19 protein-coding genes and 1 riboswitch are annotated in these 22,467 nt (G+C 45.5%); of the genes, 3 read left to right on the top strand and 16 right to left on the bottom strand.

Going from position 1 to position 22,467, the window contains the following annotated elements; translation table 11 throughout:
• Nucleotides 1-40: 40 nt before the first annotated feature.
• The 7 genes from ABFV83_RS17965 to ABFV83_RS17935 all read right to left on the bottom strand — a co-directional run bounded on the left by ABFV83_RS17965 (nt 41) and on the right by ABFV83_RS17935 (nt 9,157).
• Nucleotides 41-733, bottom strand: a complete 693-nt coding sequence (locus ABFV83_RS17965; RefSeq protein ID WP_349945790.1) for an MgtC/SapB family protein — start codon at nt 731-733, stop codon at nt 41-43.
• 18 nt (nt 734-751) lie between these two features.
• A complete protein-coding gene (gene glpK / locus ABFV83_RS17960) occupies nt 752-2,251 on the bottom strand; it encodes a glycerol kinase GlpK (RefSeq protein WP_349945787.1) in 1,500 nt (499 codons plus the stop codon).
• A 249-nt stretch (nt 2,252-2,500) separates the two neighbouring features.
• A complete protein-coding gene (locus ABFV83_RS17955) occupies nt 2,501-5,107 on the bottom strand; it encodes a cation-translocating P-type ATPase (RefSeq protein WP_349945785.1) in 2,607 nt (868 codons plus the stop codon).
• Between the two features lie 202 nt (nt 5,108-5,309).
• The gene (locus tag ABFV83_RS17950) at nt 5,310-6,059 is read right to left on the bottom strand and encodes an ATP-binding cassette domain-containing protein (protein ID WP_349945783.1); all 750 of its coding nucleotides are present in this window, start codon (nt 6,057-6,059) and stop codon (nt 5,310-5,312) included.
• Complete coding sequence (locus ABFV83_RS17945) at nt 6,056-7,096, bottom strand: iron chelate uptake ABC transporter family permease subunit (protein ID WP_349945781.1); 1,041 nt, start codon at nt 7,094-7,096, stop codon at nt 6,056-6,058. The genes ABFV83_RS17950 and ABFV83_RS17945 overlap by 4 nt, the downstream gene beginning before the upstream one ends.
• Nucleotides 7,093-8,103 carry an iron chelate uptake ABC transporter family permease subunit gene (locus ABFV83_RS17940; RefSeq protein ID WP_349945779.1) on the bottom strand — a complete coding sequence of 337 codons (1,011 nt, stop codon included), beginning with the start codon at nt 8,101-8,103 and terminating at the stop codon, nt 7,093-7,095. The genes ABFV83_RS17945 and ABFV83_RS17940 overlap by 4 nt, the downstream gene beginning before the upstream one ends.
• 22 nt (nt 8,104-8,125) lie before the next feature.
• Nucleotides 8,126-9,157, bottom strand: coding sequence for a siderophore ABC transporter substrate-binding protein (locus tag ABFV83_RS17935; RefSeq protein WP_349945777.1), 1,032 nt, complete (start codon nt 9,155-9,157; stop codon nt 8,126-8,128).
• Nucleotides 9,158-9,387: 230 nt separating this feature from the next.
• Between ABFV83_RS17935 and ABFV83_RS17930 the strand changes: the two genes are divergently transcribed.
• Nucleotides 9,388-9,870, top strand: a complete 483-nt coding sequence (locus tag ABFV83_RS17930; RefSeq protein WP_349945775.1) for an S-ribosylhomocysteine lyase — start codon at nt 9,388-9,390, stop codon at nt 9,868-9,870.
• Nucleotides 9,871-10,363: 493 nt separating this feature from the next.
• Here the strand turns inward: ABFV83_RS17930 and ABFV83_RS17925 are convergent, their stop codons facing one another.
• The 3 genes from ABFV83_RS17925 to ABFV83_RS17915 form a co-directional block, all read right to left on the bottom strand.
• Nucleotides 10,364-12,199: an alpha-amylase family glycosyl hydrolase gene (locus ABFV83_RS17925; RefSeq protein ID WP_349945774.1), complete on the bottom strand. Its 1,836-nt coding sequence runs from the start codon at nt 12,197-12,199 to the stop codon at nt 10,364-10,366.
• Nucleotides 12,200-12,264: 65 nt separating this feature from the next.
• Nucleotides 12,265-14,124: a ribosomal protection-like ABC-F family protein gene (abc-f, locus tag ABFV83_RS17920; protein WP_349945772.1), complete on the bottom strand. Its 1,860-nt coding sequence runs from the start codon at nt 14,122-14,124 to the stop codon at nt 12,265-12,267.
• Nucleotides 14,125-14,154: 30 nt separating this feature from the next.
• Complete coding sequence (locus tag ABFV83_RS17915) at nt 14,155-14,910, bottom strand: exodeoxyribonuclease III (RefSeq protein WP_349945770.1); 756 nt, start codon at nt 14,908-14,910, stop codon at nt 14,155-14,157.
• Between the two features lie 131 nt (nt 14,911-15,041).
• Here ABFV83_RS17915 and ABFV83_RS17910 point away from each other — a divergent pair, with 131 nt between their 5' ends.
• Nucleotides 15,042-15,413 (top strand): ROK family protein, encoded by a 372-nt coding sequence (locus ABFV83_RS17910; protein ID WP_349945768.1) that lies wholly within the window; start codon nt 15,042-15,044, stop codon nt 15,411-15,413.
• A gap of 220 nt (nt 15,414-15,633) precedes the next feature.
• Here ABFV83_RS17910 and ABFV83_RS17905 read toward each other — a convergent pair whose 3' ends face one another.
• The 6 genes from ABFV83_RS17905 to ABFV83_RS17880 form a co-directional block, all read right to left on the bottom strand.
• A complete protein-coding gene (locus ABFV83_RS17905; RefSeq protein ID WP_349945767.1) occupies nt 15,634-15,966 on the bottom strand; it encodes an energy-coupling factor ABC transporter substrate-binding protein in 333 nt (110 codons plus the stop codon).
• A 1-nt stretch (nt 15,967) separates the two neighbouring features.
• The gene (locus ABFV83_RS17900) at nt 15,968-16,717 is read right to left on the bottom strand and encodes an energy-coupling factor ABC transporter permease (protein ID WP_349945765.1); all 750 of its coding nucleotides are present in this window, start codon (nt 16,715-16,717) and stop codon (nt 15,968-15,970) included.
• A 206-nt stretch (nt 16,718-16,923) separates the two neighbouring features.
• A riboswitch (cobalamin riboswitch) is annotated at nt 16,924-17,110 on the bottom strand.
• Between the two features lie 26 nt (nt 17,111-17,136).
• Nucleotides 17,137-17,973 (bottom strand): ABC transporter ATP-binding protein, encoded by an 837-nt coding sequence (locus ABFV83_RS17895; RefSeq protein ID WP_349945763.1) that lies wholly within the window; start codon nt 17,971-17,973, stop codon nt 17,137-17,139.
• Nucleotides 17,974-18,012: 39 nt separating this feature from the next.
• Nucleotides 18,013-18,786: a cobalt ECF transporter T component CbiQ gene (cbiQ, locus tag ABFV83_RS17890; RefSeq protein WP_349945761.1), complete on the bottom strand. Its 774-nt coding sequence runs from the start codon at nt 18,784-18,786 to the stop codon at nt 18,013-18,015.
• Nucleotides 18,787-18,953: 167 nt separating this feature from the next.
• Nucleotides 18,954-20,594, bottom strand: a complete 1,641-nt coding sequence (locus ABFV83_RS17885; RefSeq protein WP_349948947.1) for an ATP-binding cassette domain-containing protein — start codon at nt 20,592-20,594, stop codon at nt 18,954-18,956.
• Between the two features lie 233 nt (nt 20,595-20,827).
• The gene (locus ABFV83_RS17880; protein WP_349945760.1) at nt 20,828-21,481 is read right to left on the bottom strand and encodes a hypothetical protein; all 654 of its coding nucleotides are present in this window, start codon (nt 21,479-21,481) and stop codon (nt 20,828-20,830) included.
• A 332-nt stretch (nt 21,482-21,813) separates the two neighbouring features.
• Between ABFV83_RS17880 and ABFV83_RS17875 the strand changes: the two genes are divergently transcribed.
• Nucleotides 21,814-22,392: a hypothetical protein gene (locus ABFV83_RS17875; protein WP_349948946.1), complete on the top strand. Its 579-nt coding sequence runs from the start codon at nt 21,814-21,816 to the stop codon at nt 22,390-22,392.
• Nucleotides 22,393-22,467 lie beyond the last annotated feature (75 nt).

The raw sequence follows: 22,467 nt of genomic DNA, 5'->3' as shown, positions 1-22,467 counted from the left end.
ATTGCATTGTCAAGATTTTTCTGCCAGGCTCTCCCCCCTCCTATTCGCTGACTGCCATGACGGCATTTTCCTCTGCCAGCTTGGAAAGCAGGACTCCCTTGTTAAAACCCGGCGGATAAATGACTTCAAATTCCAGTTTGATCTCGTCCTTTTTATTCTTGTTGATCTTCACAGAAGCGATCTCAACCTTTTCTTTTTCCAGAAACTCTTCCATGTTTTTTACTGCCCCGGATTTTTGCGCTATGGTCATCCGAAGGCAGCCACAGGAAGGCACCTGGGCAAAATAGTTGATTCGGTGGGTCAGAGTCTGCATGGCAATGATGAGAACCGCAGACAATATGCCCACAATGTACTGGCCTGCCCCAAGAGCCAGCCCTACCCCGGCGGTAGCCCAGATCCCGGCTGCCGTTGTTAAACCATTTACCAGATTGTTTCGGACAAATATGACCCCTGCTCCTAAAAACCCCACTCCGCTGACCACCTGAGCCGCAACTCTGGCCCCGTCGCTGTTTTGGATGTCAGGAAATCCATATTTGGAAACCACCATCATGAGTGCTGAACCGATCGCCACAATGGCGTGGGTCCGGATTCCAGCCGATTTATTCCGGTTTTTTCTCTCACTGCCGATCAAAAACCCCAAAAAGCCTGCTGTTATAATGCGAAGCATAAATTCCAGCTGCATCATGACGTATGTTAAGGTAATTCCCCCAAACAATAAATATGTACCCTCCAAATCCTACCCCTCCACGTTTTACTCTCCTTCTTGCGACCAGTAGAGCGCGCATTTAACTGCCCTCTTCCAGCCTTTTACCAGCTTATTCCGGCTTTCCTCCTCCATCTGGCTGTCAAAGGTCCTGGATACCTTCCAGTTTGCCTTGATTTCATCCCGGCTCTTCCAATATCCGACTGCAAGTCCGGCCAGGTACGCAGCTCCAAGGGCGGTTGTCTCAATGCATTCCGGCCTTACGATCTCTGTGTTTAACAGATCAGACTGGAACTGCATGAGGAAATTGTTGGCACAGGCTCCTCCGTCCACCTTTAGCTGCTTTAAATGAATATCCGAATCCTGTTCCATTGCCTCAATGAGATCACAGACCTGGTAGGCCATAGATTCCACCGTGGCCCGGATAAACTGCTCCTTGCTGGTCCCTCTGGTCACCCCCACAATGGTTCCTCTTGCGTACTGGTCCCAATAAGGTGCTCCAAGCCCTGCAAAGGCCGGCACCACGTAAACGCCCCCCGTATCCGCTACGGCCTTACAGTATTCCTCTGTCTGGGCGGCAGAACGGACCATCCGCATCTCGTCTCTTAACCACTGCACCGAAGCGCCTGCCACGAACACGCTTCCTTCCAGGGCATACTGAATGCTCTCCTGGTCACTTGCAGCTATGGTGGTCAAAAGTCCATGCCCGGACCTCACCGCTTTTTCTCCTGTATTCATAAGGAGGAAGCAGCCGGTTCCATAGGTGTTCTTTACTTCCCCCGCCTCAAAGCAGCACTGGCCGAATAACGCAGCCTGCTGATCGCCTGCCGCCCCTGCAATGGGAATCTTTCCTCCCATGACATCCGAAGAGGTGTAGCCGTAAATACAGCTTGAGGGCTTTACCTCAGGCAGCATACATCTGGGGATGCGGAAATAATTAAGAATCTCCTCATCCCAGCACTTCTTGTGTATATCAAACAGCATGGTTCTGGAGGCATTGGTATAATCCGTCACATGGATACAGCCCTTGGTCAGATTCCAGATCAGCCAGGTGTCCACGGTTCCAAACAGCAGCTCCCCACGTTCTGCCCGTTCTCTTGCCCCCTCTACATGATCCAGGATCCATTCGATCTTGCTTCCTGAAAAATAAGCATCAGGAATCAGTCCGGTCCTTTCAATGATAAGCTCCTCCAGACCGTCATGCTTTAGCTTCTCAATCCTGTCCGAAGTCCTGCGGCACTGCCACACGATGGCATGATAGACCGGCTCCCCTGTCTCCTTATCCCAGACCACCGTAGTCTCCCTCTGGTTGGTGATCCCGATTGCAGCAATATCGCTGTAATGAGCCCCGATCTTTCCCATGGCCTCCATGGCCACGGAAAACTGTGAAGACCAGATCTCCATGGGGTCATGCTCCACCCAGCCCGGTTCCGGAAAAATCTGTTTAAACTCCTTTTGTGCTGCACTGCAGATGTTCCCCTGCTCATCGAACAGGATACATCTGGAACTTGTCGTGCCCTGATCTAAGGCAATGACATATCTTCCCATAGTTTTCTCCTTCTCGCCTATACTCTTTTGTCATACAGATATGCCTAAGGGTGCCCCTCCCCCTTCCAGCAGTTGCTCCCTGATTTTCCCCTTTGTTAATTTTTTCTCAAGGGATAAAGAAAGAGCCTTGGAAATGAACGGTTACCCGCACTCATCACCCGGCTCTGTCATCTCTTAGGCTATCTATTTATGTATACTTAATAGTACCACGGACCAAAAAGTATGTCAAGATTTCAGGGTATATTTTTCTTAATGAAGACTCTCTCTTATGGTCTTAAATGCCTGAATTACAAGCGTAGGAATAAAGGCAAATATGAAAATGGTAATAAACTGCCTTGCGGTTAAATCTGCCACATAAAAAAAGGTATGAAGGCCTGGTATAAACAGTACGGCTGCCAAAAGAATTGCTCCTGCCTCAAAGGCCATAATGCTCCACAAATTACTTTTAAACCCGATCTTTAAAATGGAATGGCCGCTTCTGCAGTTAAAACCGTGGAACAGCCTTGCCAGGGTCAGGGTGGAAAATGCCATGGTACTGGCGGCCACCTCGCTTCCAGTCACCATGCCTGTGTGGTAGGAGGTCATGGTACCGGCCGATATAAGTGCCCCCTGAAGGAGAATCTGAAGAACAAAACGCTTTGTTAAGATTCCTTCTTTGGGATTTCTGGGCTTTTGGGCCAAAAGGTCTGCTTCCGCCTTTTCCATGCCAATGGCAATGGCAGGAAGAGAGTCGGTCAAGAGGTTGATAAACAGCAGATGCACCGGTGCAAAGGGAGGTGGAAGGGCCCGGAAAGATGTATACAATACACACAGTATCCCAGCCATATTTCCTGATAATAGAAATTTAATGGCATTCCGGATGTTCCGGTAAACATTACGGCCGTTAGCAACCGCCTTAATAATGGTTGCAAAGTTATCATCCGTAAGGATCATGGCAGAAGCATCCTTTGACACTTCTGTCCCCATTTTTCCCATGGCAACCCCGATGTCGGCCTGCTTTAAGGCCGGAGCGTCGTTGACTCCGTCTCCTGTCATGGCTACGATATGGCCCTTTTTCTGCCAGGAGCGGACGATCCGTATCTTATGCTCCGGTGAAACCCGGGCATAAACGCTGATATGCTCCAGCCTGCGGCTCAATTCCTCTTCCGGCATATCATCAAGCTCCGGTCCGCTGACCGCCAGATCATCCTCACCCAGAATGCCAATTTTTTCCGCAATGGCGGAAGCTGTGATCTTATGGTCTCCTGTAATCATAACCGGACGGATGCCTGCTCTTTTGGCATTTAATACCGCATTCTTTGTTTCCGGGCGGGGCGGGTCCATCATTGCGGTCATTCCAAGAAAGGTATAGCCTGCCTCCGATTTTTCCGTCAGATTTTCATCCTCATGCATTTCCCGGCAGGCAAAGGTCAGAACCCTTAGCCCCTGCCTGGAAAACTCCATGTTCTGCTCCATTAAAGTCTGCCGGTCCCCCTCCCTCATAGGACGGATCCCTTCCCCTGTCCATATATGGCTTATCCGGGGCAGAAGCACATCCACTGCTCCCTTTGTGAACAGAACTCTTTTTCCTTCGATCCTGTGCATGGTACTCATAAGCTTTCTCTGGGAGTCAAAGGGGATTTCCCCTGCCCTGGGGTAATAGGATTTCATGGCTTCCTCTTCCATGCCCGCCCTTTCAGCCATCTGTATCAGCGCGGTCTCCGTCGGATCCCCCACCAGCTTTCCTTCTATGTAGGCGGAATCATTATTTAAAACAGCATCATATAACAGATATTTATGTACTGGAACCTCTTTGTTTAAGAGTTCCGGAGGATAAAGGCGGCTGTTTACATAGATTTGCTGTACGGTCATGCGGTTTTGGGTCAGGGTTCCCGTCTTATCGGAACAGATGACCGAAACACAGCCAAGGCTTTCCACTGCCTTTAAATCCTTTATGATGGCATTTTCTCCTGCCATTTTCTGTGTGCCCATTGCCTGAACGATGGTGACAATGGAGCTTAACGCTTCCGGAATCGCCGCAACCGCCAGGGCTACGGCAAACATCAGGGAATCTAAAACCGGCATCCTGCGGTAGATGCTCAGACCGAAAATCACTGCACAGATAAACAGAATGGCTGCCGCCAGCTTGCTTCCAAACTGGTCTAAGCTCACCTGAAGAGGTGTCTTCTTTTCCCCGGTGTCATTCATGAGAGAAGCGATCCTGCCGATTTCCGTATCCATTCCGGTACCTGTTACTAGTATCTTTGCCCTGCCCGCTGCCACCAGGGAACCGGAAAACACCATATTCGTCTGCTCTGCCAAAGGCACCTTTTGTTCCCGTATCCTCCCCGTCCGCTTATCCACATTAACGGATTCTCCGGTCAGGGAGCTTTCATTGACCAGGAGGGAATAATTTTCCAGGATCCGGCCGTCTGCCGCCACCATATCCCCTGCTTCCAAAAGCAGGATGTCCCCCGGTACGATTTCCCCTGACAGGATTTCCTGCCTCCTCCCCTCTCTTACCACCTTTGCTACCGGTGACGACAGGGCCATAAGGCTGTCTATGGACTTTTCCGCCTTCTGATGCTCTACTGTCCCCAGCACCGCATTCAGCAGAAGCACCGCAAAAATTACCCCTGTGCTCTCTACATCGCCGGATATCATAGAAATTACTGCAGCTATAATCAGGATGATGACCAATAAGTCTTTAAACTGGTCCAAAAATACCTGGAAAGCGCTTTTGCGTTCTGCTTTCTTAAGCCTATTTGGACCATATATCTGTCTTCGCTTCAAAACTTCCCTTGAATCCAGTCCATTCTTTCCTGCGCCAAGCTTTACAAGGGCCTCATCCTCTGATAAACGAAACCATTCTTCCATTCTGACGCTCCTTCCTGTTTCCTATATTACCGGAGGCTGAAACTGCTTCCGATAATCGGATGGACGGCAGCAAAGAACGCTGCCTTTTATCAGAAATCTGAACATCGATTTCTGATAACCTATACTATGTTATGAGACAGGTAGTGAATTTCATGAATGATTTTAGCTTGCTATTGACATGGACCGGATAGCAGGCATTAACTTAATAAATTGCTATTGGCCCATAGGGCCCATCGATGATTTCTATTTTCGTTTCAAAAATATCGGTCAAAACCTTTGAATCCATAATCTGATCTACCGTACCAAAAGCGGCAATTCGTCCGTTTTTCATGGCACAGATCCGATCAGAATATTTGGCTGCAAAATTAATATCATGCATAACAGCCACAATTGTTCTTCCAAATTCATTGGCCGCATGCTTCAAATGCTCCATCATCTGAACAGAACGGGCAACGTCAAGATTGTTCAAAGGTTCGTCCAAAAGTACATATTCCGTCTCCTGACACAAAACCATTGCCACATATGCCCTTTGCCTTTGGCCGCCGGAAAGCTCATCCAAATATCTGTTTTCCAAATCAGTCAGTTCTAAAAAATCAATATATTTAGAAATAATGACCTCATCCTCTTTCGTTAATCTTCCTTTTGAATAAGGAAAACGGCCAAATCCAGCCAGCTGCCTGACAGTAAGCCTCGTTACAAAATGATTTTCCTGCCGCAAAATAGTCAGAACTTTTGCCAAGTCCTCTGATTTCGATTCAGTAACATCCATATCTGCCACCTTAATATGGCCTTCTTCCATATTCAAAAGTCTTCCAATCATCAAAAGTGTGGTGGATTTTCCAGCACCATTAGGTCCGATTAAAGAAGTGAGACCTGCTTTTGGTATTTTAATATCCAAAGGTCCTATTTCTACCTCATCATACGACTTTCTGGCATTATCTATTATTATCATAAGGTACCTTTCCTTAAAATCACGATTAAAAATGCTATTCCGCCAAACATCTCGATAATAACTGAAACGACTCCTTGAGCCCTGAATATATGGTACATAAAAAAGTAAGCACCTGTTATTATCAAAAATCCAATCGCAAGAGCCATTGGAAAAATATATCTGTGATCATATGTTGGAGCCGCTTGATAACTCAAAGTTGCAACTAAAAATCCATAAAAAGTAAGCGGTCCAACCAAAGCCGTAGAAACCGACATCAAAACAGAAACTAAAATCAAAGCATAAATTACATGAACCTGATGTTTGACACCCAAAGAAGTAGAGCAATCCTTTCCAAGTGACACAACATTTAACTTCTTAGAATAAGCAAGAAGAAGCAGTGCCGCTATTATTACTACCGGAATTGCAAGAGGAAAATATTCCGGATCCGCATTGTTGACAGAGCCAAACAATCTTGCCTGTAAAATATCAAATTCTGACGGTGCAAGAAGTCTTCTCATAAAAGATGATAATGACTTCAGCCCGGTTCCCATAATAACGCCAACCAAAAGCATAAGCTGTAAATTTCCATACTTTCCGGAAAGCAGCCAGCCATAAAGGACCAGGCACATAAGGACCATAACAACAACCTGAAATACAAAGGATCCAATCCCACTAAAATTTATAAAGGCACTGGCACCAAAGAAAAATATGGTACCGGTATGAATGGTTGAGTAAAGTGCTTCAAAGCCTAAAAGGGAAGGGGTTATAATCCTGTTACTGGTAATCGATTGGAAAGTGACTGTGGATAAACTCTGACAAACTGCAGAAATGATCATTGCCGTAAGAGCGAACATCCTTCTTCTGACAACCGGGAGAAAAGAAGGGGAATCAATTGGAACCGGATTATTATAAACCAAAAGTCCATAGGAAGCAAAAACACCCAAAACAAGCAATGTGATCAGCAAAATCCAATATTTTTTTTCTTCTTTCTTAGAACGAAAAGCTCTCGCTGATCTGTGTTCCTGATGAAGGCCGGTATTGTATTCTATTCCGTTCATCTTAGCCTCCTTTGCCTCAATAAGATAACAATAAATACAATTGACCCCACTGTTCCGAGAATCAAAGAGACAGGTACTTCAAAGGGCATTATAATTGTTCGGGAAATTATGTCACAAAGAGTTATTACCCCCATTCCCAGCACACATACCCAAGGCAGATTACTCCTAAGATCATCTCCTCTGTACATGGAAACAATATTGGGTACAATCAAGCCTAAGAAAGGTAAATTTCCAATAACAGCTGTTACAATTCCAACTGCAAAAGAAATAAGGCCGGTCCCCAAAATAATGATCTTATTATAATTTACTCCAAGACTTGTAGCAACATCTTCCCCCAGACCGGCTAACGTCAACTTATCAGCACAAATAAAAATAAGACCGGTAACTATAATAATCAGCCATAAATATTCGTATCTTCCGATTTGAACGGCTGCAAACGAACCTACAAACCAGCTTTCAATATTTTGCGTCATTTGGAAGGTAAGTCCTATAAAAGTAGAAAATGCAGAAATAACTGCTCCAAGCATCATTCCAATGATCGGGACAATCAAAGACGAACGAAGTTTCACTCTTCTTAAAAACAAAAAGAAGATCATAGTTCCTATAAAAGAAAACACGATTGCCCCGGTCATTCTTAAAACTAAAGTTGGTGCCGGAAATAATAGATAGACAATAAGAAGTCCCAAACCCGACCATTCAATCGTCCCTATTGTAGTAGGTTCAACCAAACGATTTTGTGTAATAAGCTGCATGACCAGTCCTGACATTGACATTGCAGCTCCGGTAAGCATGAGTGCAGCTGTCCTGGGTACCCGCGTTATGAAAAACATATCCCTTCCATCCGCTTGGCCCTGTATATCATAAGCTCCGGTAAACAGTGATATAATACCTAAAATAATAACAACCATAATTGCTACTATAAAAGGTTTTGTCCATTTCTTATTGTAATAATAACGTTGGGGCTGAGAATTCCCAGCCCCAATCATTTTTTTCGCTGTATTTTTCAAAACTATACTATACTCCTATATCCTATTCAGCCAAAACCTTTGCAAGGTCTCCAAATAACTCCAGATAGGTTTGTATGGATTCATTTGTGTAAGTATCAGCTGGTGCATAAACGATATGTCCTTCAGTAACAGCAGTTACGTTTTGAAGAGCAGGTGATTGATCGATAACGTCCTGAGCAGGAACTGCATCAGTTGTAGAAGATACTGCGGCATCACGGTCTAATACGAAAATCCAATCCGGATTACTCTGTGCAATCGCTTCAACAGAAATATCATCCCCTTGATGATCGGAAGTCGTATTGTCAATATCTAATGCCGGAACCCATCCGAACACCTCATACATGGGCCCCCAAACACGGCCGGAATGAGGAGCTGAAAAACCAATATTTCCACCGGAAACCACAACACTCATAATGGTATCCGTTCCGTTATATGCAGATTTGACAGCTTCGATCGCCTGATCAAAGTCAGCTGTCAATTGTTCCGCTTCTTTATTTTTATCAAAAATTTTTCCAAGTGCAATGGTAGAATCCTTAAGTCCGTTTACTAAGTTTTCTCCAGGTGTTTCCGCTTCCTCGGAAACATCAAAATTTAAATCAATAACAGCTGCATTTGGTACTAATTTTTTTATTTCTTCATAATAGGACGCAAATCTTTGACCGACAATTACGAGGTCAGGGTCAGCCGCCGCTATAATCTCAAGATTCGGTTCGCGGTGATTTCCGATATCCAGAACAGACTCATCGGCTACATATGGGGAGCCCGCGGGCATTACACCCTTTGGAGCAGCGACTAATTCAATTCCCCAGTCTGATAGCGTCTCATAAGTTCTATTATCCAGAGAAATTACCTTTTGAGGATTTACAGGGACTGTAACCAGACCATGAATATCTTTGATTTCAACCGTTAAAGCTTCTTCACTCTTAGCAGCTGCAGTGGTTTCAGCGGTCTCAATGGTTTCATTAGTTGTTGTGCCTGGACTTGAGCAGGCTGTCATCATTAAAACGGCTGCTGCCATAATGACTGTTGTTTTTAATACATTGTTTTTTTTCATTTCATCTCCTCGTCAAAAAAATTTATTAAGTTAGTTGTCACTAACTTTTTTACATTATATTATTAGAAATGGTTATTGTCAACCGCTTTACTGATTTTTCTACGGCAAACGACGGATAGATTCATCATTTGTTTCCTATTGCAGGGGAACGTTTTTTTTATTATAATTTCATTATGGGATAAGCAGCCCGCAAATTGTAAGCAACCATGTTAAGAAAGGACATGATAACCATGGAAAAAATAACAAGCTTTACCATCGACCATTTAAAACTTCTTCCAGGCATCTATGTCTCCCGCAGGGATCAGGCCGGGGACTCTGTCATTACCACCTTTGATATCCGCATGACCCGCCCCAATTTTGAGCCTGTTATGAATACAGCGGAAATCCACACCATTGAACATCTGGGAGCCACTTACCTGCGCAACCATGACTTCTTTGCTTCCCGAATCCTGTACTTTGGCCCCATGGGCTGCCGCACCGGTTTTTACCTTCTGCTGTCCGGTGATTACAAGTCCAGGGACATTGTTCCGTTGATCACAGAAATGTATGAATTCATCCGGGATTTTGAAGGCGAGGTACCAGGCGCAGCCGCAAAAGACTGCGGCAATTACCTGGACATGAACCTTGGAATGGCAAAATACCTGGCTGGAAAATTCCTTGATTCTGTGCTGTACGGAATCGATGACGACCAGCTTATCTATCCTGAGGACTAAAGGCCAGGTTATGAAACTGATTATTTGGTAAAAGCCGGCAAACAGGACATATCATGGCCTCTTTGCCGGCTTATTTCTTTTACCCTTCCTCCAATTCCTCCACCATCCGGTACCCAACGCTCATTTCCGTAAAAATATACTGAGGCGCTCACGGATTTTCTTCTATCTTATGCCTTATATCCGCCATGTTGGCGGGAAGAGTACGGCGTTCACGGAGCCGTTTGATGCTGCCGGAAACTGCTGCGTGTTCAAACAATTTTCTGTAATTATTATAATTGAGCATTATTTTTCCATATTTATTAGTACCTGATTTTGTCTTTTAAAAACAAACAAAAAAGTGCTCATGTCAGATATAAAAAACAAATACAACCAGCTACAGCAAAAAGATCTCATAGCATATAGCTGCAGCTGATAATACAAAAAAATGAGGACAATCTGATCGATTGCCCTCAAAAACATTATAACCGTAAATTGACTTTTCAAATACCACGGATCATTTCTTTCCCATAAGCACCACAATGGACCTTGGCGGAACCAGAAACCGTTTACCTTCTGCTGCAGGCTCCTTTCCTTCCGGGTACATGCCGTTTACTTCTCCTTTATCCGTACGAAAGACCACATGCCATTGTTCCTTCTTAGGCAGATTGGGAAGATCAAATTCATGAAGCTCCCAGTGCATGTTATAAGCCACATAAAAGTTATCATCAGCAGTTCCATCCGGTTTTCTTCCATATTCCCCGCAGTAAAAGATTCCAAGCTGGCGCCGGAAATTATCAAATTCCGGGCACCATGCCTTTACTCCATGATAAGAAACATCCGGAAGTCCGCATGCCAGATAATCCATGATCCTTGGCTCCTTTGGCATATGGAACACCGGATGCGCTTTTCGAAAGGCGATCACCGCCTTTACAAACTCCAGGAGATCCCGGTTGGTCCTGACCAGATTCCAGTTTAACCACGACACCTCATTATCCTGGCAATATGCATTATTATTGCCTGACTGGGAATTGCCGAACTCATCTCCAGCCATAATAAGGGGCGTTCCCTGGCTGAGAAACAAAAGCAGGAATGCGTTGCGCAGCTGTTTTTTCCGAAGCTCCATCACCTTTTTCCGCTTTGTGGGACCCTCGACTCCGCAGTTCCAGGAATAATTATAGGGACTGCCATCATGGTTCTTCTCTCCGTTTTTCTCATTATGTCTGGTATCATAGGACACCATATCCATCATGGAAAACCCGTTGGTATTGGCCATATAATTGATGACGCCGTACCCCGCCGGATTTCTCCTGGTACGGAAGGCAAGGTTATTCATCTGTTCCTCGTCCCCTTTTAGCACCCGGCGCATATCCACCAGAAAACCGTCATTATACTCACCTAAGTGCTTAATCTTACCTTCAAAGGCCATATCCCAGGATATGGCAAATAGCTTGATGCGGCTTAAATAAGGATCCCTGCGGGGGAGGTCTAAGGGAAGGGTCCCCACCAGGTGAATCCCGTCCACATGAAATTCATCCGCCCAGAACCGGACCGCATCAAGAACCAAAGAAGGCGGTTCCTTTCCGGTAAAGAAAAGCTCCACAATCAATTCCAGCCCCTCCTTGTGAAGAGCCTTTACAAGGCTTTTGAACTCCACAGCCGGATTCTTTTTGAAGGCGTAAGAAGCCTTAGGAGCAAAATAACAGCCTGAGGTATATCCCCAATAATTCAATTTCCCAACAGGTTTATCCACACCAAAAGGACTTCCATACACATGCTCCTCCATGATGACCTCGGAAAACTCATTTACCGGCATCAGCTCCACCGCCGTAATACCCAGCTCTTTTAAGTAAGGAATCTTCTCCCGTATGCCATCAAAGGTTCCTTTATGCTTTACTTTGGAAGAGGTATGCTTTGTAAACCCCCGGTTATGGAGCCTGTATATGATACTGTCCTCATATGGGATCTGAGGAAGCTTGTCTTCTTCCCAGTCAAAATCAACAAACTCAATGGGAGTTCTTAAAAGGGTTGACGCACGTTCAAAATCCCCCCATACCTCCCGTCCGGTAAAACGCTTTCCATAAGGATCAGAAAACAGTTTTCCATCGATTTCATAGCAGTATTCCAGATTGTCAAAATCCTCTCCCAGAACAGTCATGCTCCATACATCGCCTTTTCTTAACTCTGCCGGAAAGGAAAGGGTCTGGACCGGCGTTTCCTCTCCTGCCTTAAAAATAAGGACCCTGCATTCCTCTCCTTCTGCAGCCACACACAGGCGGATTCCGCCGGATACCTTTGATAGCCCCATAGGATAGGTTCCCATCTCATGCTTTGCAATCCTGTACTGTTCCATATCGCTTATCTCCTCCGTCTCTTGATGCGATTCCGGGTTAGCTTCTGCTCCTTTTACTGTGATTCTTATTGATTCTCAATCTGTTCTGCCAGGTCGTTTAAATACATCCACCGCTCCATCTTCTCCTCCAGCAGCCTTTCCTGCTCAGCCTTTTCCTCCATCAGCGCATTCAGCCTGCTGTAATCGCTGGCAGCTTCCCCCATCTGCTTGTCCAGGGCCTCGATCTTCTCTTCCAGAGCAGCCAGATCTTCTTCAATGGTTTCCCATTCTCTCTGTTCCTTAAAGGAGAATTTAAGCTTTCGCTCTCCCTTTGGCTTTTCTTTGATCTTTTTCTCAGGAGCCTCCGAACCTTTTGAAGATTCCTCATCCTGGTCTGGAAGGCCCTCCGGATATTTCTCCTGAAAAGCCGCCTGATAATCGGTAAAGCCACCCTCATACTGAGTCACCTGACCCTGGCCCTCAAAGGCAAAGATCCTGTGTACCACCCGGTCTAAAAAATAGCGGTCATGGGAAACCGTGACCACAATCCCCTGGAAACTGTCAAGATAATCCTCTAAAATAGTCAAAGTCTGAATATCCAGATCATTGGTCGGCTCGTCAAGCAAAAGCACATTGGGCGCATCCATCAGGATCCGGAGCAGATAAAGCCTTCTTTTCTCCCCGCCGGACAGCTTGCTGATAGTGGTGTACTGGACGCTTGAAGGAAACAGAAAACGTTCCAGCATCTGAGAGGCGCTGATGCTTCCATCCTTTGTCTTTACATACTCCGCCACGTTCCGGATGTAGTCAATGACCTTTACGCTGCCATCCATGTCTTCGCTTTCCTGTGAAAAATATCCCATTTTTACGGTCTGCCCTATGGTGACCGTTCCGGCGTCAGGATCCAGCCACCCAGCAATGATTTTCATCAGGGTGGATTTACCGCTTCCGTTAGGGCCAATAATGCCAATGCGGTCATTTTTCAGGAAAATATAGGAAAAGTCCTTCATCAGCACCTTTTCCCCAAAGGCTTTGGTGATATCATTAAGCTCCACCGTGGTACGCCCCAGACGGCTTGAAACGGAATCCAGCTCCACCGTCTGATCGATCTCAATTCCCTTCTGGTCACGAAGGGCCTCATAGCGCTGGATATGAGCCTTCTGCTTGGTAGAACGGGCCCTGGCTCCCCGCTGCATCCATTCAAGCTCCACCTTAAGAAGAGACTGTCGTTTCCGCTCTGTGGCCGCTTCCATGTCCATACGCTCTGCCTTCAGCTTTAAATAGCCTTCATAACACCCCAGGGTGCTCTCTCTGTCGGCTCCGCCGCCATTCACCTTGTTCTCCTGATAGTTATAAAGTTTTCCCTTATCAAGCTCCACGATCCGGTTGGTAACGCTGTCTAAAAAGTACCGGTCATGGGTCACCATTAAAAGCGCCCCTCTAAAGCGGCGCAGATAATCTTCAAGCCATTCCGCCATGCTGCTGTCCAGATGGTTGGTAGGCTCGTCAAGGACCAGTAAGTCCGTATTCCCAAGGAGGACGCTGACTAATGCCACCCGTTTTCTCTGTCCCCCTGACAGGGTCTCCACCCGGGAATCAAAGTCCGTAAATCCCAGCCTGGTCAGCATGGCCTTTGCCTGGCTTTCCAGATCCCAGACATGCTCATGCCCTTCATTGTCCCGGACAATGCTCTCTAAAATGGTATCGCCTTCATGAAACACCGGATTTTGGGACAGAAAACGGATATCTAAATTCCTTCCCTTTACCACGGTCCCCTGATCCGGCTCCTCAAGACCTGCTACGATCCTGAGCAATGTGGATTTTCCTGTTCCGTTAATGCCGATCAGCCCGATCTTTTCTCCTTCATTGATGCTGAAACTGGTATCGTCAAAAAGCAGACGTTCCGTATATGATTTAGTTAAATGTTCAATGGTCAGTAAATTCATTCCTTATCGTTCTCTCCTGTCTGGTTCTCTCTAACGGATCACAAGCTCCACAGGGCAGTGGTCGGAGCCCAGGACCTGGGTATGGATGTCCGCGCTTAAAAGCCTGTCCTTTAAGCTTTCTGAAACGCAGAAATAGTCAATGCGCCAGCCTGCATTTTTCTGTCTGGCACTGAACCGGTAAGACCACCAGGAGTATATGCCTTCCTGCTCCGGATAGAAATAACGGTACGTATCAATAAATCCGTTTTCCAAAAGAACGGTAAATTTCTCCCTTTCTTCATCGGTAAAGCCTGCATTTTTCCGGTTGGTCTTAGGATTCTTTAAATCGATCTCCTTATGGGCCACATTTAAATCTCCGCAGAAAATTACCGGTTTTTTCTCCTCCAGCCCTTTTAAATGGGCAAGGAATGCCTCCTCCCAGGTCATCCGGTAAGGCAGCCTGGCCAGTTCATTCTGGGAATTGGGGGTATAGCAGGTAACCACATAGTATTCCGGAAATTCGGCTGTGATCACCCGGCCTTCCCTGTCATGCTCCTCTGCGCCGATTCCATAGGCCACTGACAAAGGCTCCTCCTTGGTAAATATGGCAGTCCCTGAATAACCTTTCTTTTCCGCATAATTCCAGTATTGATGGTATCCGGGAAGGTCAAGGTCGATCTGTCCCTCTTGAAGCTTGCTTTCCTGGATACAGAATACATCCGCATCCACTTCGTTAAAATAATCCAAAAAGCCCTTTTCCACGCAGGCGCGAAGGCCGTTTACATTCCAAGAAATCATTTTTTTCATTTTTTTCACCTCTGATAAAAGATAGAAATAGTATATCATTTTCCCGTAGAATAAGAAAGGGATGAATTTATTTACCGGCCTTTGTGAATTTTAAGACTGGAGAAATTGACAGACAAGGGGATTATTCCTCAATGACAGCCTTAATTGAAATTTATAATAATAAGATAACTTCGGAAGATAATGCTGTCTATGGAAACGAAGTATGTGATAAATATTTAAAGGGGAATAAAATAGCTAAAGAAGCGATGGATGAGTGGATAAATAATATATCCGTTCAGTTGCTGACAATCACTGTATTTTATAATCCGGAAATCATATGCATCGGCGGAGGAATATCAGAAGAAGCCTGGTTTATTGAAGCTGTCAAAGAAAAGTATAAAAGCATATGTAAAAGCTATTTTGAAGGCGAAGAATTTATAACGACTAAAATTGATAAATGCAATTATAACAATGATTCCAATATATTGGGTGCAATTATTAATGTAAATGAAATGCTTACATAATAAATATTGCGATCAGGAAATTTCAGTGCGGGCTGGCCTGGGGCAGGATTCTATCCTTAATGGCGAGCCCACTTTCTGACCTCTCAATCTTTCTTCTCAGACATAAAATCAAAAGATCTTAAGAATCTTGTGAAAGAGGGTGCCTCAAAGGCTATTTTCCTCTGAGACACCCTCAATCAGGTTCTTACCCTGGTCAAGCGGCTATTCGCAATCCGCCTCGCTACTTGCTCATAACCGATTTCCCTTTTTCCTGCCATTTTTTCCGTTCCACGAACCGTCCCATAAAAAAGGCAAGAACGCCTACCCCGATACCTGTCTGGATACAAAACAGCAGACTTTCCACTTCTCCGGGAAGCTCTCCGTCGATGAAGGTTTCCATCACCGGAGTAAACCATGGCTCATATGACCTTCCCTGGATCTCCGATATCATCTGGCTTCCTGCATCATCAGAACCGCCGAATTCGGCTCCCTTTATAGCAAATAGGGGAATCGCTGCAATCAGAAAGGCAAAAATCAGGAGTGTTACTACGATCTTTTTATTTTTACTGGTCATATTACTGAACCTCCTTTGAAAATCCAACTGCCTTCAGCTCCGGAAGGGCATAAGTTTCAAGGGTAATGATGATCACTGTGGTGAGGATACCCTCAATAATTGCAAGGGGCAGCTGAGTCGGTGCGAATACCCCTAAAAATTTAACAGCAGAAGCAAAGACGCCGCCTGTTTCTGACGGGTAAGCCAGCGCAAGCTGAATGCTGGTCACACAATATGTAAACAGGTCACCGATCATCGCTGCCAGGAAAATGCTGACCATTTTGTTTACCTTCAGCTTTTTTAATAATTTATAAATTCCAAAAGACACGAACGGTCCCGCAATTGCCATGGAAAAGGTATTGGCACCCAGCGACGTAAGGCCGCCGTGAGCCAGTAATATGGCCTGAAAAATCAGTACGATCATTCCCAGGATGCTGACCGCAGACGGTCCGAATAAAATGGCTCCAAGGCCGGTTCCTGTCATATGGGAACAGCTTCCTGTTACGGACGGGATCTTTAAGGATGATATAACAAAAATAAAGGCTCCCGACATGGCAAGTATGGTGATGGTTTTCCTGTTCTCCTGAAGCCTCTTCCTGATGGAGAAAAAACCCGCTGCCAGAAACGGCAGACAGACAGCTCCCCAGGCGATACAGTATCCCACAGGAAGATACCCCTCCATAATATGCATTCCATAGGCGCTTGGAACAATTCCAAAGGCCAGGGCAAATGCGACGACAAGTTTCATGACTCTTTTTTCTTTCTTACTCATTTTCATTCTCCTTCCAATAAAATAAGCACCAAATTCTGATGATTCCCACACATCAGACCAGCGCTCACGAGGTAAATCTTTATACAACAAAAAGACTTCCTGGCATCCGGTCATCGCTCGTAACCGGATGCGTCGCAGGCATAATTTACTTAATGAAGGCGCAGCCTGAATTTAGTAAATCAGCCGTTCGATGAGCCAAAGGCGAATCGAACTTCCTTATGAAAGGCAGGTCTTCTGACTCGTGTATCATCACAGCAGCTCTTCTTCCCGGTTTCCCAGTGATTTATTGAGCCCTGCTCCCCACTTACAGCGGCGGGACCGTAAGGGATTTACACCCTTTTCCCTATTATCCTGCGGAGAATTTTCACAGGCACCTTTCACATAATACTTTTGTATTGTAGCTGTTTAATAGCTTTCTGTCAATTTCTTTGTGCCTGCAAGAGCATTTCCAGCTCCCCGGCATTTTTAGGAGAACTCCCGCCTGCTGCTAAAATGCGGTGCCTCACCAGGCTGTTATAGACCTCCAGAAGGATGGGCCTTTTTAAATTGGCCTGACTTAATACATCCTCATCTTCAAACACTTCCCTCACCGGCCCATCGGCAATAATGCGCCCCCCGGCAAAAATCACCGCCCTGTCTGCAAAACGGTATGCGAAATCCACATCATGGGTGGAAATCAGAAGAGTTTTCCCCATTTCATTCATCTTATCCAGAACACCTTCTAACATTTCCACATTGACCGGATCCAGGGAGGCCGTAGGCTCGTCGAATATGATCACCTCGGATTCCATGGCAATGATATCCGCTATGCTCACCCGCTTTTTCTCTCCTCCGCTTAAATAGTGGGGCGGCCTGTCCCTCATGGAACTTAAATTCATGTATTCCAGGGCATCCTCCACCCGTTTCTTCACTTCCTCTCTTGGAAGCTTTAAATTCATAGGGCCAAAGGATACCTCTGCAAAGACCGTAGAAGCGATGATCTGGTTGTCCGCATCCTGAAAAACGATCCCCACATTTTTTCTCAGCTCATTTAAATCCTTTTTCCCTATTTCTTTCCCGCGGTAAAGGATCCTTCCAGTATCCGGACGGTATACCCCGTTTAAATTGAGAAAGCAGGTGGATTTTCCCGCACCATTGGAACCGAGAACAACGATTTTCTCTCCCTTTCTCACGGTAATATTGATTTCCCTTAACACCTGTTTTCCCTGTCCATAAGAATAGCACAGGTTTTCCGCCTGCAAAAGAATTTCCTCCATCTTTCCTCACCTCCTTCGTCTGTAATCTCTGCCGTATAATTAAACCAGCAGACGAACCCCTAGCAGGACCAGGAAATAACCGGCCGCAGCCCAAAGCTGCCACCCCTTTACCTTCTTTTCCTCCTCCAGAAACAAAAGCTCCCCATCATAACAGCGGGCGGTAAGAGCATCATAATAGATATTTGCCTTTTTTAAGGAAACAACGAACAGATTTCCAGCCGCACTTCCAAAGGAGCGGCAGGAGGTCTTAAAATCGCAGTAACCAAGCCTTGACTCAGCCGCCTGTTTCATATAACACTGGGTATCCATCATCACGAAAATGAACCGGTAAATCATATTCATCAGCTCCAAAATTATTTTGGGAACATGAAGCCTTCGGAATACACAGATGATCTCACTTGCCGGAGTGGAAAGCACCAGCATGTACATGGCGCTTAAGGCTGCCAATGCCTTTAAGATCAGTCCCAGGGCCAGCTCTGGCCCGCCTTCCGTCAGATACAGGTAAACCCCATGAACAGAAGCAAGCACCCGGCCATGGGGCACCGGCGACAGGTCAATGACAATGGCCGCTGTCCCCAAAAGGAGAAATGCAAGAGGGATCTTAAGCAGGCCCAAATAATTCTTCCAGGGGATCCCGCCTGCCAGTATGGTGACTGCGGCCATGGTCAAAAGCACCAGTACAGACACCTTCCTGTCATTCGCTCCGATACAAAAGAACAGGGAAGCCACCGCCGTCAGCGCCTTAAACTGGGGATTCCAGTCTCTCATAGAGGACGCATAGGCATAATAATCTATGGTATCAATGATTCTCACCTCCTTTCCAAGTCTGATTATACGGCATGAGGAAAAAATGCGCAATAATTCCCGAAAAACCGACAAACACCGGCAATTTCCGTTCCATGCAAAAAAACAGACGCCCAAGTTCCGGCCTGATATTCCTCTTGCCAAAACTGCGGCGTCTGCCTAATTATTTATTTCTGCTATTCGTTCTCCTCGACCTGTTCTTCTGTCAAGGTAAATACCTGTCTCTTACGAGCCATTTCATCACTTGCCAGGTACTCGTCATAGGTGGTGATCTTATCGATCAGCTGTCCGTTTACGATCTCTATGATGCGGTTAGCCGTTGTTTCAACGATCTGGTGGTCACGGGAGGAGAAAATCAGAACGCCCTGGAATTTTACCAGACCATTGTTAAGTGCTGTGATAGACTCCATATCCAAATGGTCCGTAGGCTCGTCAAGCATCAGCACATTGGCGCCGGAAATCATCAGCTTGGAAAGCATGCAGCGCACCTTTTCTCCACCGGACAATACCCGTACCTTTTTCACTCCATCCTCTCCGGCAAACAGCATACGGCCAAGGAATCCACGCACATAGGTTGCTTCCTTTTCCGGAGAATACTGAGTCAGCCAGTCAACAATGGTGTCATCGTTGTCAAATTCCGCTGTGTTGTCCTTCGGGAAATAGCACTGGCTGGTGGTAAGGCCCCATTTGTAATCGCCCTCATCCGGCTCCATTTCTCCTGCAAGAATCTTGAACAGAACGGTCTTTGCCATCTCATTGGGTCCCACTAAGGCAACCTTATCCTCACGGGTTAAGGTAAAGGAGATATTGTCTAAAACCTTTACTCCGTCAATGGTTTTTGATAAATTATTAACACTTAAAACCTCATTGCCGATCTCACGGGCCGGACGGAAATCAATGTATGGATATTTCCTGCTGGATGGTTTGATGTCATCCAGTTCGATCTTCTCCAGTGCCCTCTTTCTGGAAGTCGCCTGCTTGGATTTGGAAGCATTGGCGGAGAAACGCTGGATAAATTCCTGGAGCTCCTTGATCTTTTCTTCCTTTTTCCGGTTGGCTTCCTTCATCTGCTTTACCATAAGCTGGCTGGACTCATACCAGAAATCATAGTTACCTGCATAAAGCTGGATTTTTCCGTAGTCAATGTCCGCGATATGGGTGCAGACTTTATTTAAGAAGTAACGGTCATGGGAAACCACGATAACCGTATTTTCAAAGTTAATGAGGAATTCCTCAAGCCATGCGATGGCATCCAAATCCAGGTGGTTGGTAGGCTCGTCAAGAAGCAGAATGTCCGGGTTTCCGAACAGAGCCTGGGCAAGAAGCACCTTAACCTTTGACCCGCCGTCCAATTCACTCATTTGTTTGTAATGAAGATCTGTCTCGATTCCAAGGCCGTTTAAGAGGTTTGCCGCATCGGATTCCGCCTCCCAGCCGTTCATGGTAGCGAATTCTCCTTCCAGGTCCGCTGCCTTGATGCCGTCTTCATCGGTGAAATCTTCTTTCATGTAGATGGCATCTTTTTCTTTCATGATCTCATATAGTCTGGCATTTCCCATGATAACGGTGTCAAGCACCTGGAAGCCATCATATTTAAAGTGGTCCTGTTTTAAAAAGGAAAGCCTCTGTCCCGGCGTTATGACGATATCGCCGTTTGTAGGCTCCAATTCACCGGAAAGTATTTTAAGGAAGGTGGACTTTCCCGCGCCGTTGGCGCCGATCATCCCGTAGCAGTTGCCTTCGGTAAACTTAATGTTCACCTCTTCAAACAATGCCTTTTTCCCGAGTCTTAATGTTACGTTATGTGCACTAATCATCTTAAATTCCCTTTCTGCAATCTGGTTATCGTTCGCTGCGCCCTCCGGCTGCTTTCCCTTCCTGTTTCCAGTCCGCCTCCAGATAGCCAAAATCATCAAAATAGGGGTCCATTGGCCCCTTCTTCTGTCATCTCTATTATTGTACATGAAAATCCCGAATTTGCAAGCTTTTTCTACTCTTTACTTACTTTCCTTAAGTAAATAATACCTGCATATTCGGGATTTTAATCTTTTTACTTTACGGCTTCCACCCTTAAGGGGAAGTTGGATTCGCTTCCTGCATCATAGGGAACAGTCACATAGGTCACCTTTATCATAGCTCCGCTTCCGTTGCTGTCATCGGCAGCGGTTCCAAGCACATCGCTGTCCAGTCCCTCACAGTTGTCCTTAATAAACCCGATCTCTTCGCCGGATTCCGTTTTAATGGTAAAGGTGCTCATGGCCTGGTCTGTAACACTTCCGGTCACTTCCTGCACCTTCATGTCCTGCTGCCCGTCCAACACCAGGACAGGCTTGGCATTTGAGGCATCAGAACCGGAAATCTCTCCTTTATAGATAATGGAAACCTCCACCTTTGACTCCGACTCCAGCGCATAAGAGGTCTCCACTACCGTACCGCTTAAGTCGAAACTCATTTCCTTGCCGCCGCTCTCCACGGTCAAGCTCTCTAAGTTATCTCCAACCTTTTTGACCGTGCCCACCAGTATCTTAAATTCTGCCCCATTGCCCGGCGCTTCCTGGCTTACCTCTTCTGTATTCTCAGAGCTGGGGGCTGTACTTTCCGTTACAGTATTTGCCACGCTTTCCGTATTCTTTGCTGATTTTCCACAGGCCGTAAATAAAACTGCCGCACAAACAGCCAATGCCATAATACATATTTTTTTCATAAGCATCCTCTTCTTTCTTTCCTAAATCACCTATGATTTCACATTAAGTATACCATCCGATTGTGAAAAATCTTTATCTTTTTTCTTAATAAATTTTATAAATTTCCTAAAAATGGTATTTTTTGCTTATAGTTAAGGGGTTAGAGACTTAGGCCTCATCAGCTGCTGCCGGTTAAAAACGGCCAAAACCAGGCGTTATGCAGTCAAAATGCAGTCAGGAAATGATATGATTTGATATGTAAAAGGGAAGTACCCAGCCTGACCCGGTGTGAGCGGCATCAGATTGTTGGACATCTTAATTCCAATTATTGCAATCCCCTTAACTCTAAGGTATAATAATTGCAGCAAGCCAATGGATTGAGGATCAAGGGAACTGGTACTATTTAGATGGGAATGGCGTAATGCTGGCAAATACTTCGCAGAACATTGATGGTGTAGTTTATACGTTTGATGCTTCCGGAAAGTTGGTAGATCCAAACGCTTCCACTACGATCACTTACAGTACCTACAATAATACGGAGATCGGATACTCTCTCCAGATTCCATCCGATGCAGCCACAACTGCTTTTAACGGAAATTCAGAAACTTTTGAGATATCCTCACAAAATATATTAATCTCATTTTACAACGAAATAATACCTGAATATCTTGATCCTTCGATATGTGCAACTGTTTTTGAAGCGGGCTTTGTCAGTGGCATAAAAGGAAAATTATCTTACATTGACAAATCTGACACTCAAGTGGGTGAATTTGCGGTTACTAAGACCCGATATCTTTACGAGGATAATATCAACCTTGATTTTTACAATTGTACCCGAGGCTATAAAACGTTTGTTGTTTGTGCCTTGTACATACCTGAAACCCAGGCAAAGGTTCAAGAAATTTTAAATACATTAAAAGAACTACGATAATTTAGATTATTAAAGCTGCCCGCCTAATATGGCGGGTTTTTTTTACCTGAATATCATTGCCTCCAGCTTAAATTA

Origin of the sequence: Lacrimispora sp. BS-2 (assembly GCF_040207125.1) — a bacterium.
Classification (GTDB): domain Bacteria; phylum Bacillota; class Clostridia; order Lachnospirales; family Lachnospiraceae; genus Lacrimispora.
Note: the sequence above shows the minus strand (reverse complement) of the source record. Positions and strands in the feature narration are given on the sequence as shown.

Coding starts and splice junctions, on each gene's coding strand:
- ABFV83_RS17880 (WP_349945760.1), bottom strand. CDS start 21,481: ATGAAAAAAATATGTATTATGGCATTGGCTGTTTGTGCGGCAGTTTTA.
- ABFV83_RS17905 (WP_349945767.1), bottom strand. CDS start 15,966: ATGACCAGTAAAAATAAAAAGATCGTAGTAACACTCCTGATTTTTGCC.
- ABFV83_RS17950 (WP_349945783.1), bottom strand. CDS start 6,059: ATGATAATAATAGATAATGCCAGAAAGTCGTATGATGAGGTAGAAATA.
- ABFV83_RS17895 (WP_349945763.1), bottom strand. CDS start 17,973: ATGGAGGAAATTCTTTTGCAGGCGGAAAACCTGTGCTATTCTTATGGA.
- glpK (WP_349945787.1), bottom strand. CDS start 2,251: ATGGGAAGATATGTCATTGCCTTAGATCAGGGCACGACAAGTTCCAGA.
- ABFV83_RS17910 (WP_349945768.1), top strand. CDS start 15,042: ATGACAGCCTTAATTGAAATTTATAATAATAAGATAACTTCGGAAGAT.
- ABFV83_RS17925 (WP_349945774.1), bottom strand. CDS start 12,199: ATGGAACAGTACAGGATTGCAAAGCATGAGATGGGAACCTATCCTATG.
- ABFV83_RS17915 (WP_349945770.1), bottom strand. CDS start 14,910: ATGAAAAAAATGATTTCTTGGAATGTAAACGGCCTTCGCGCCTGCGTG.
- ABFV83_RS17945 (WP_349945781.1), bottom strand. CDS start 7,096: ATGAACGGAATAGAATACAATACCGGCCTTCATCAGGAACACAGATCA.
- ABFV83_RS17955 (WP_349945785.1), bottom strand. CDS start 5,107: ATGGAAGAATGGTTTCGTTTATCAGAGGATGAGGCCCTTGTAAAGCTT.
- ABFV83_RS17930 (WP_349945775.1), top strand. CDS start 9,388: ATGGAAAAAATAACAAGCTTTACCATCGACCATTTAAAACTTCTTCCA.
- abc-f (WP_349945772.1), bottom strand. CDS start 14,124: ATGAATTTACTGACCATTGAACATTTAACTAAATCATATACGGAACGT.
- ABFV83_RS17900 (WP_349945765.1), bottom strand. CDS start 16,717: ATGAGTAAGAAAGAAAAAAGAGTCATGAAACTTGTCGTCGCATTTGCC.
- ABFV83_RS17885 (WP_349948947.1), bottom strand. CDS start 20,594: ATGATTAGTGCACATAACGTAACATTAAGACTCGGGAAAAAGGCATTG.
- ABFV83_RS17935 (WP_349945777.1), bottom strand. CDS start 9,157: ATGAAAAAAAACAATGTATTAAAAACAACAGTCATTATGGCAGCAGCC.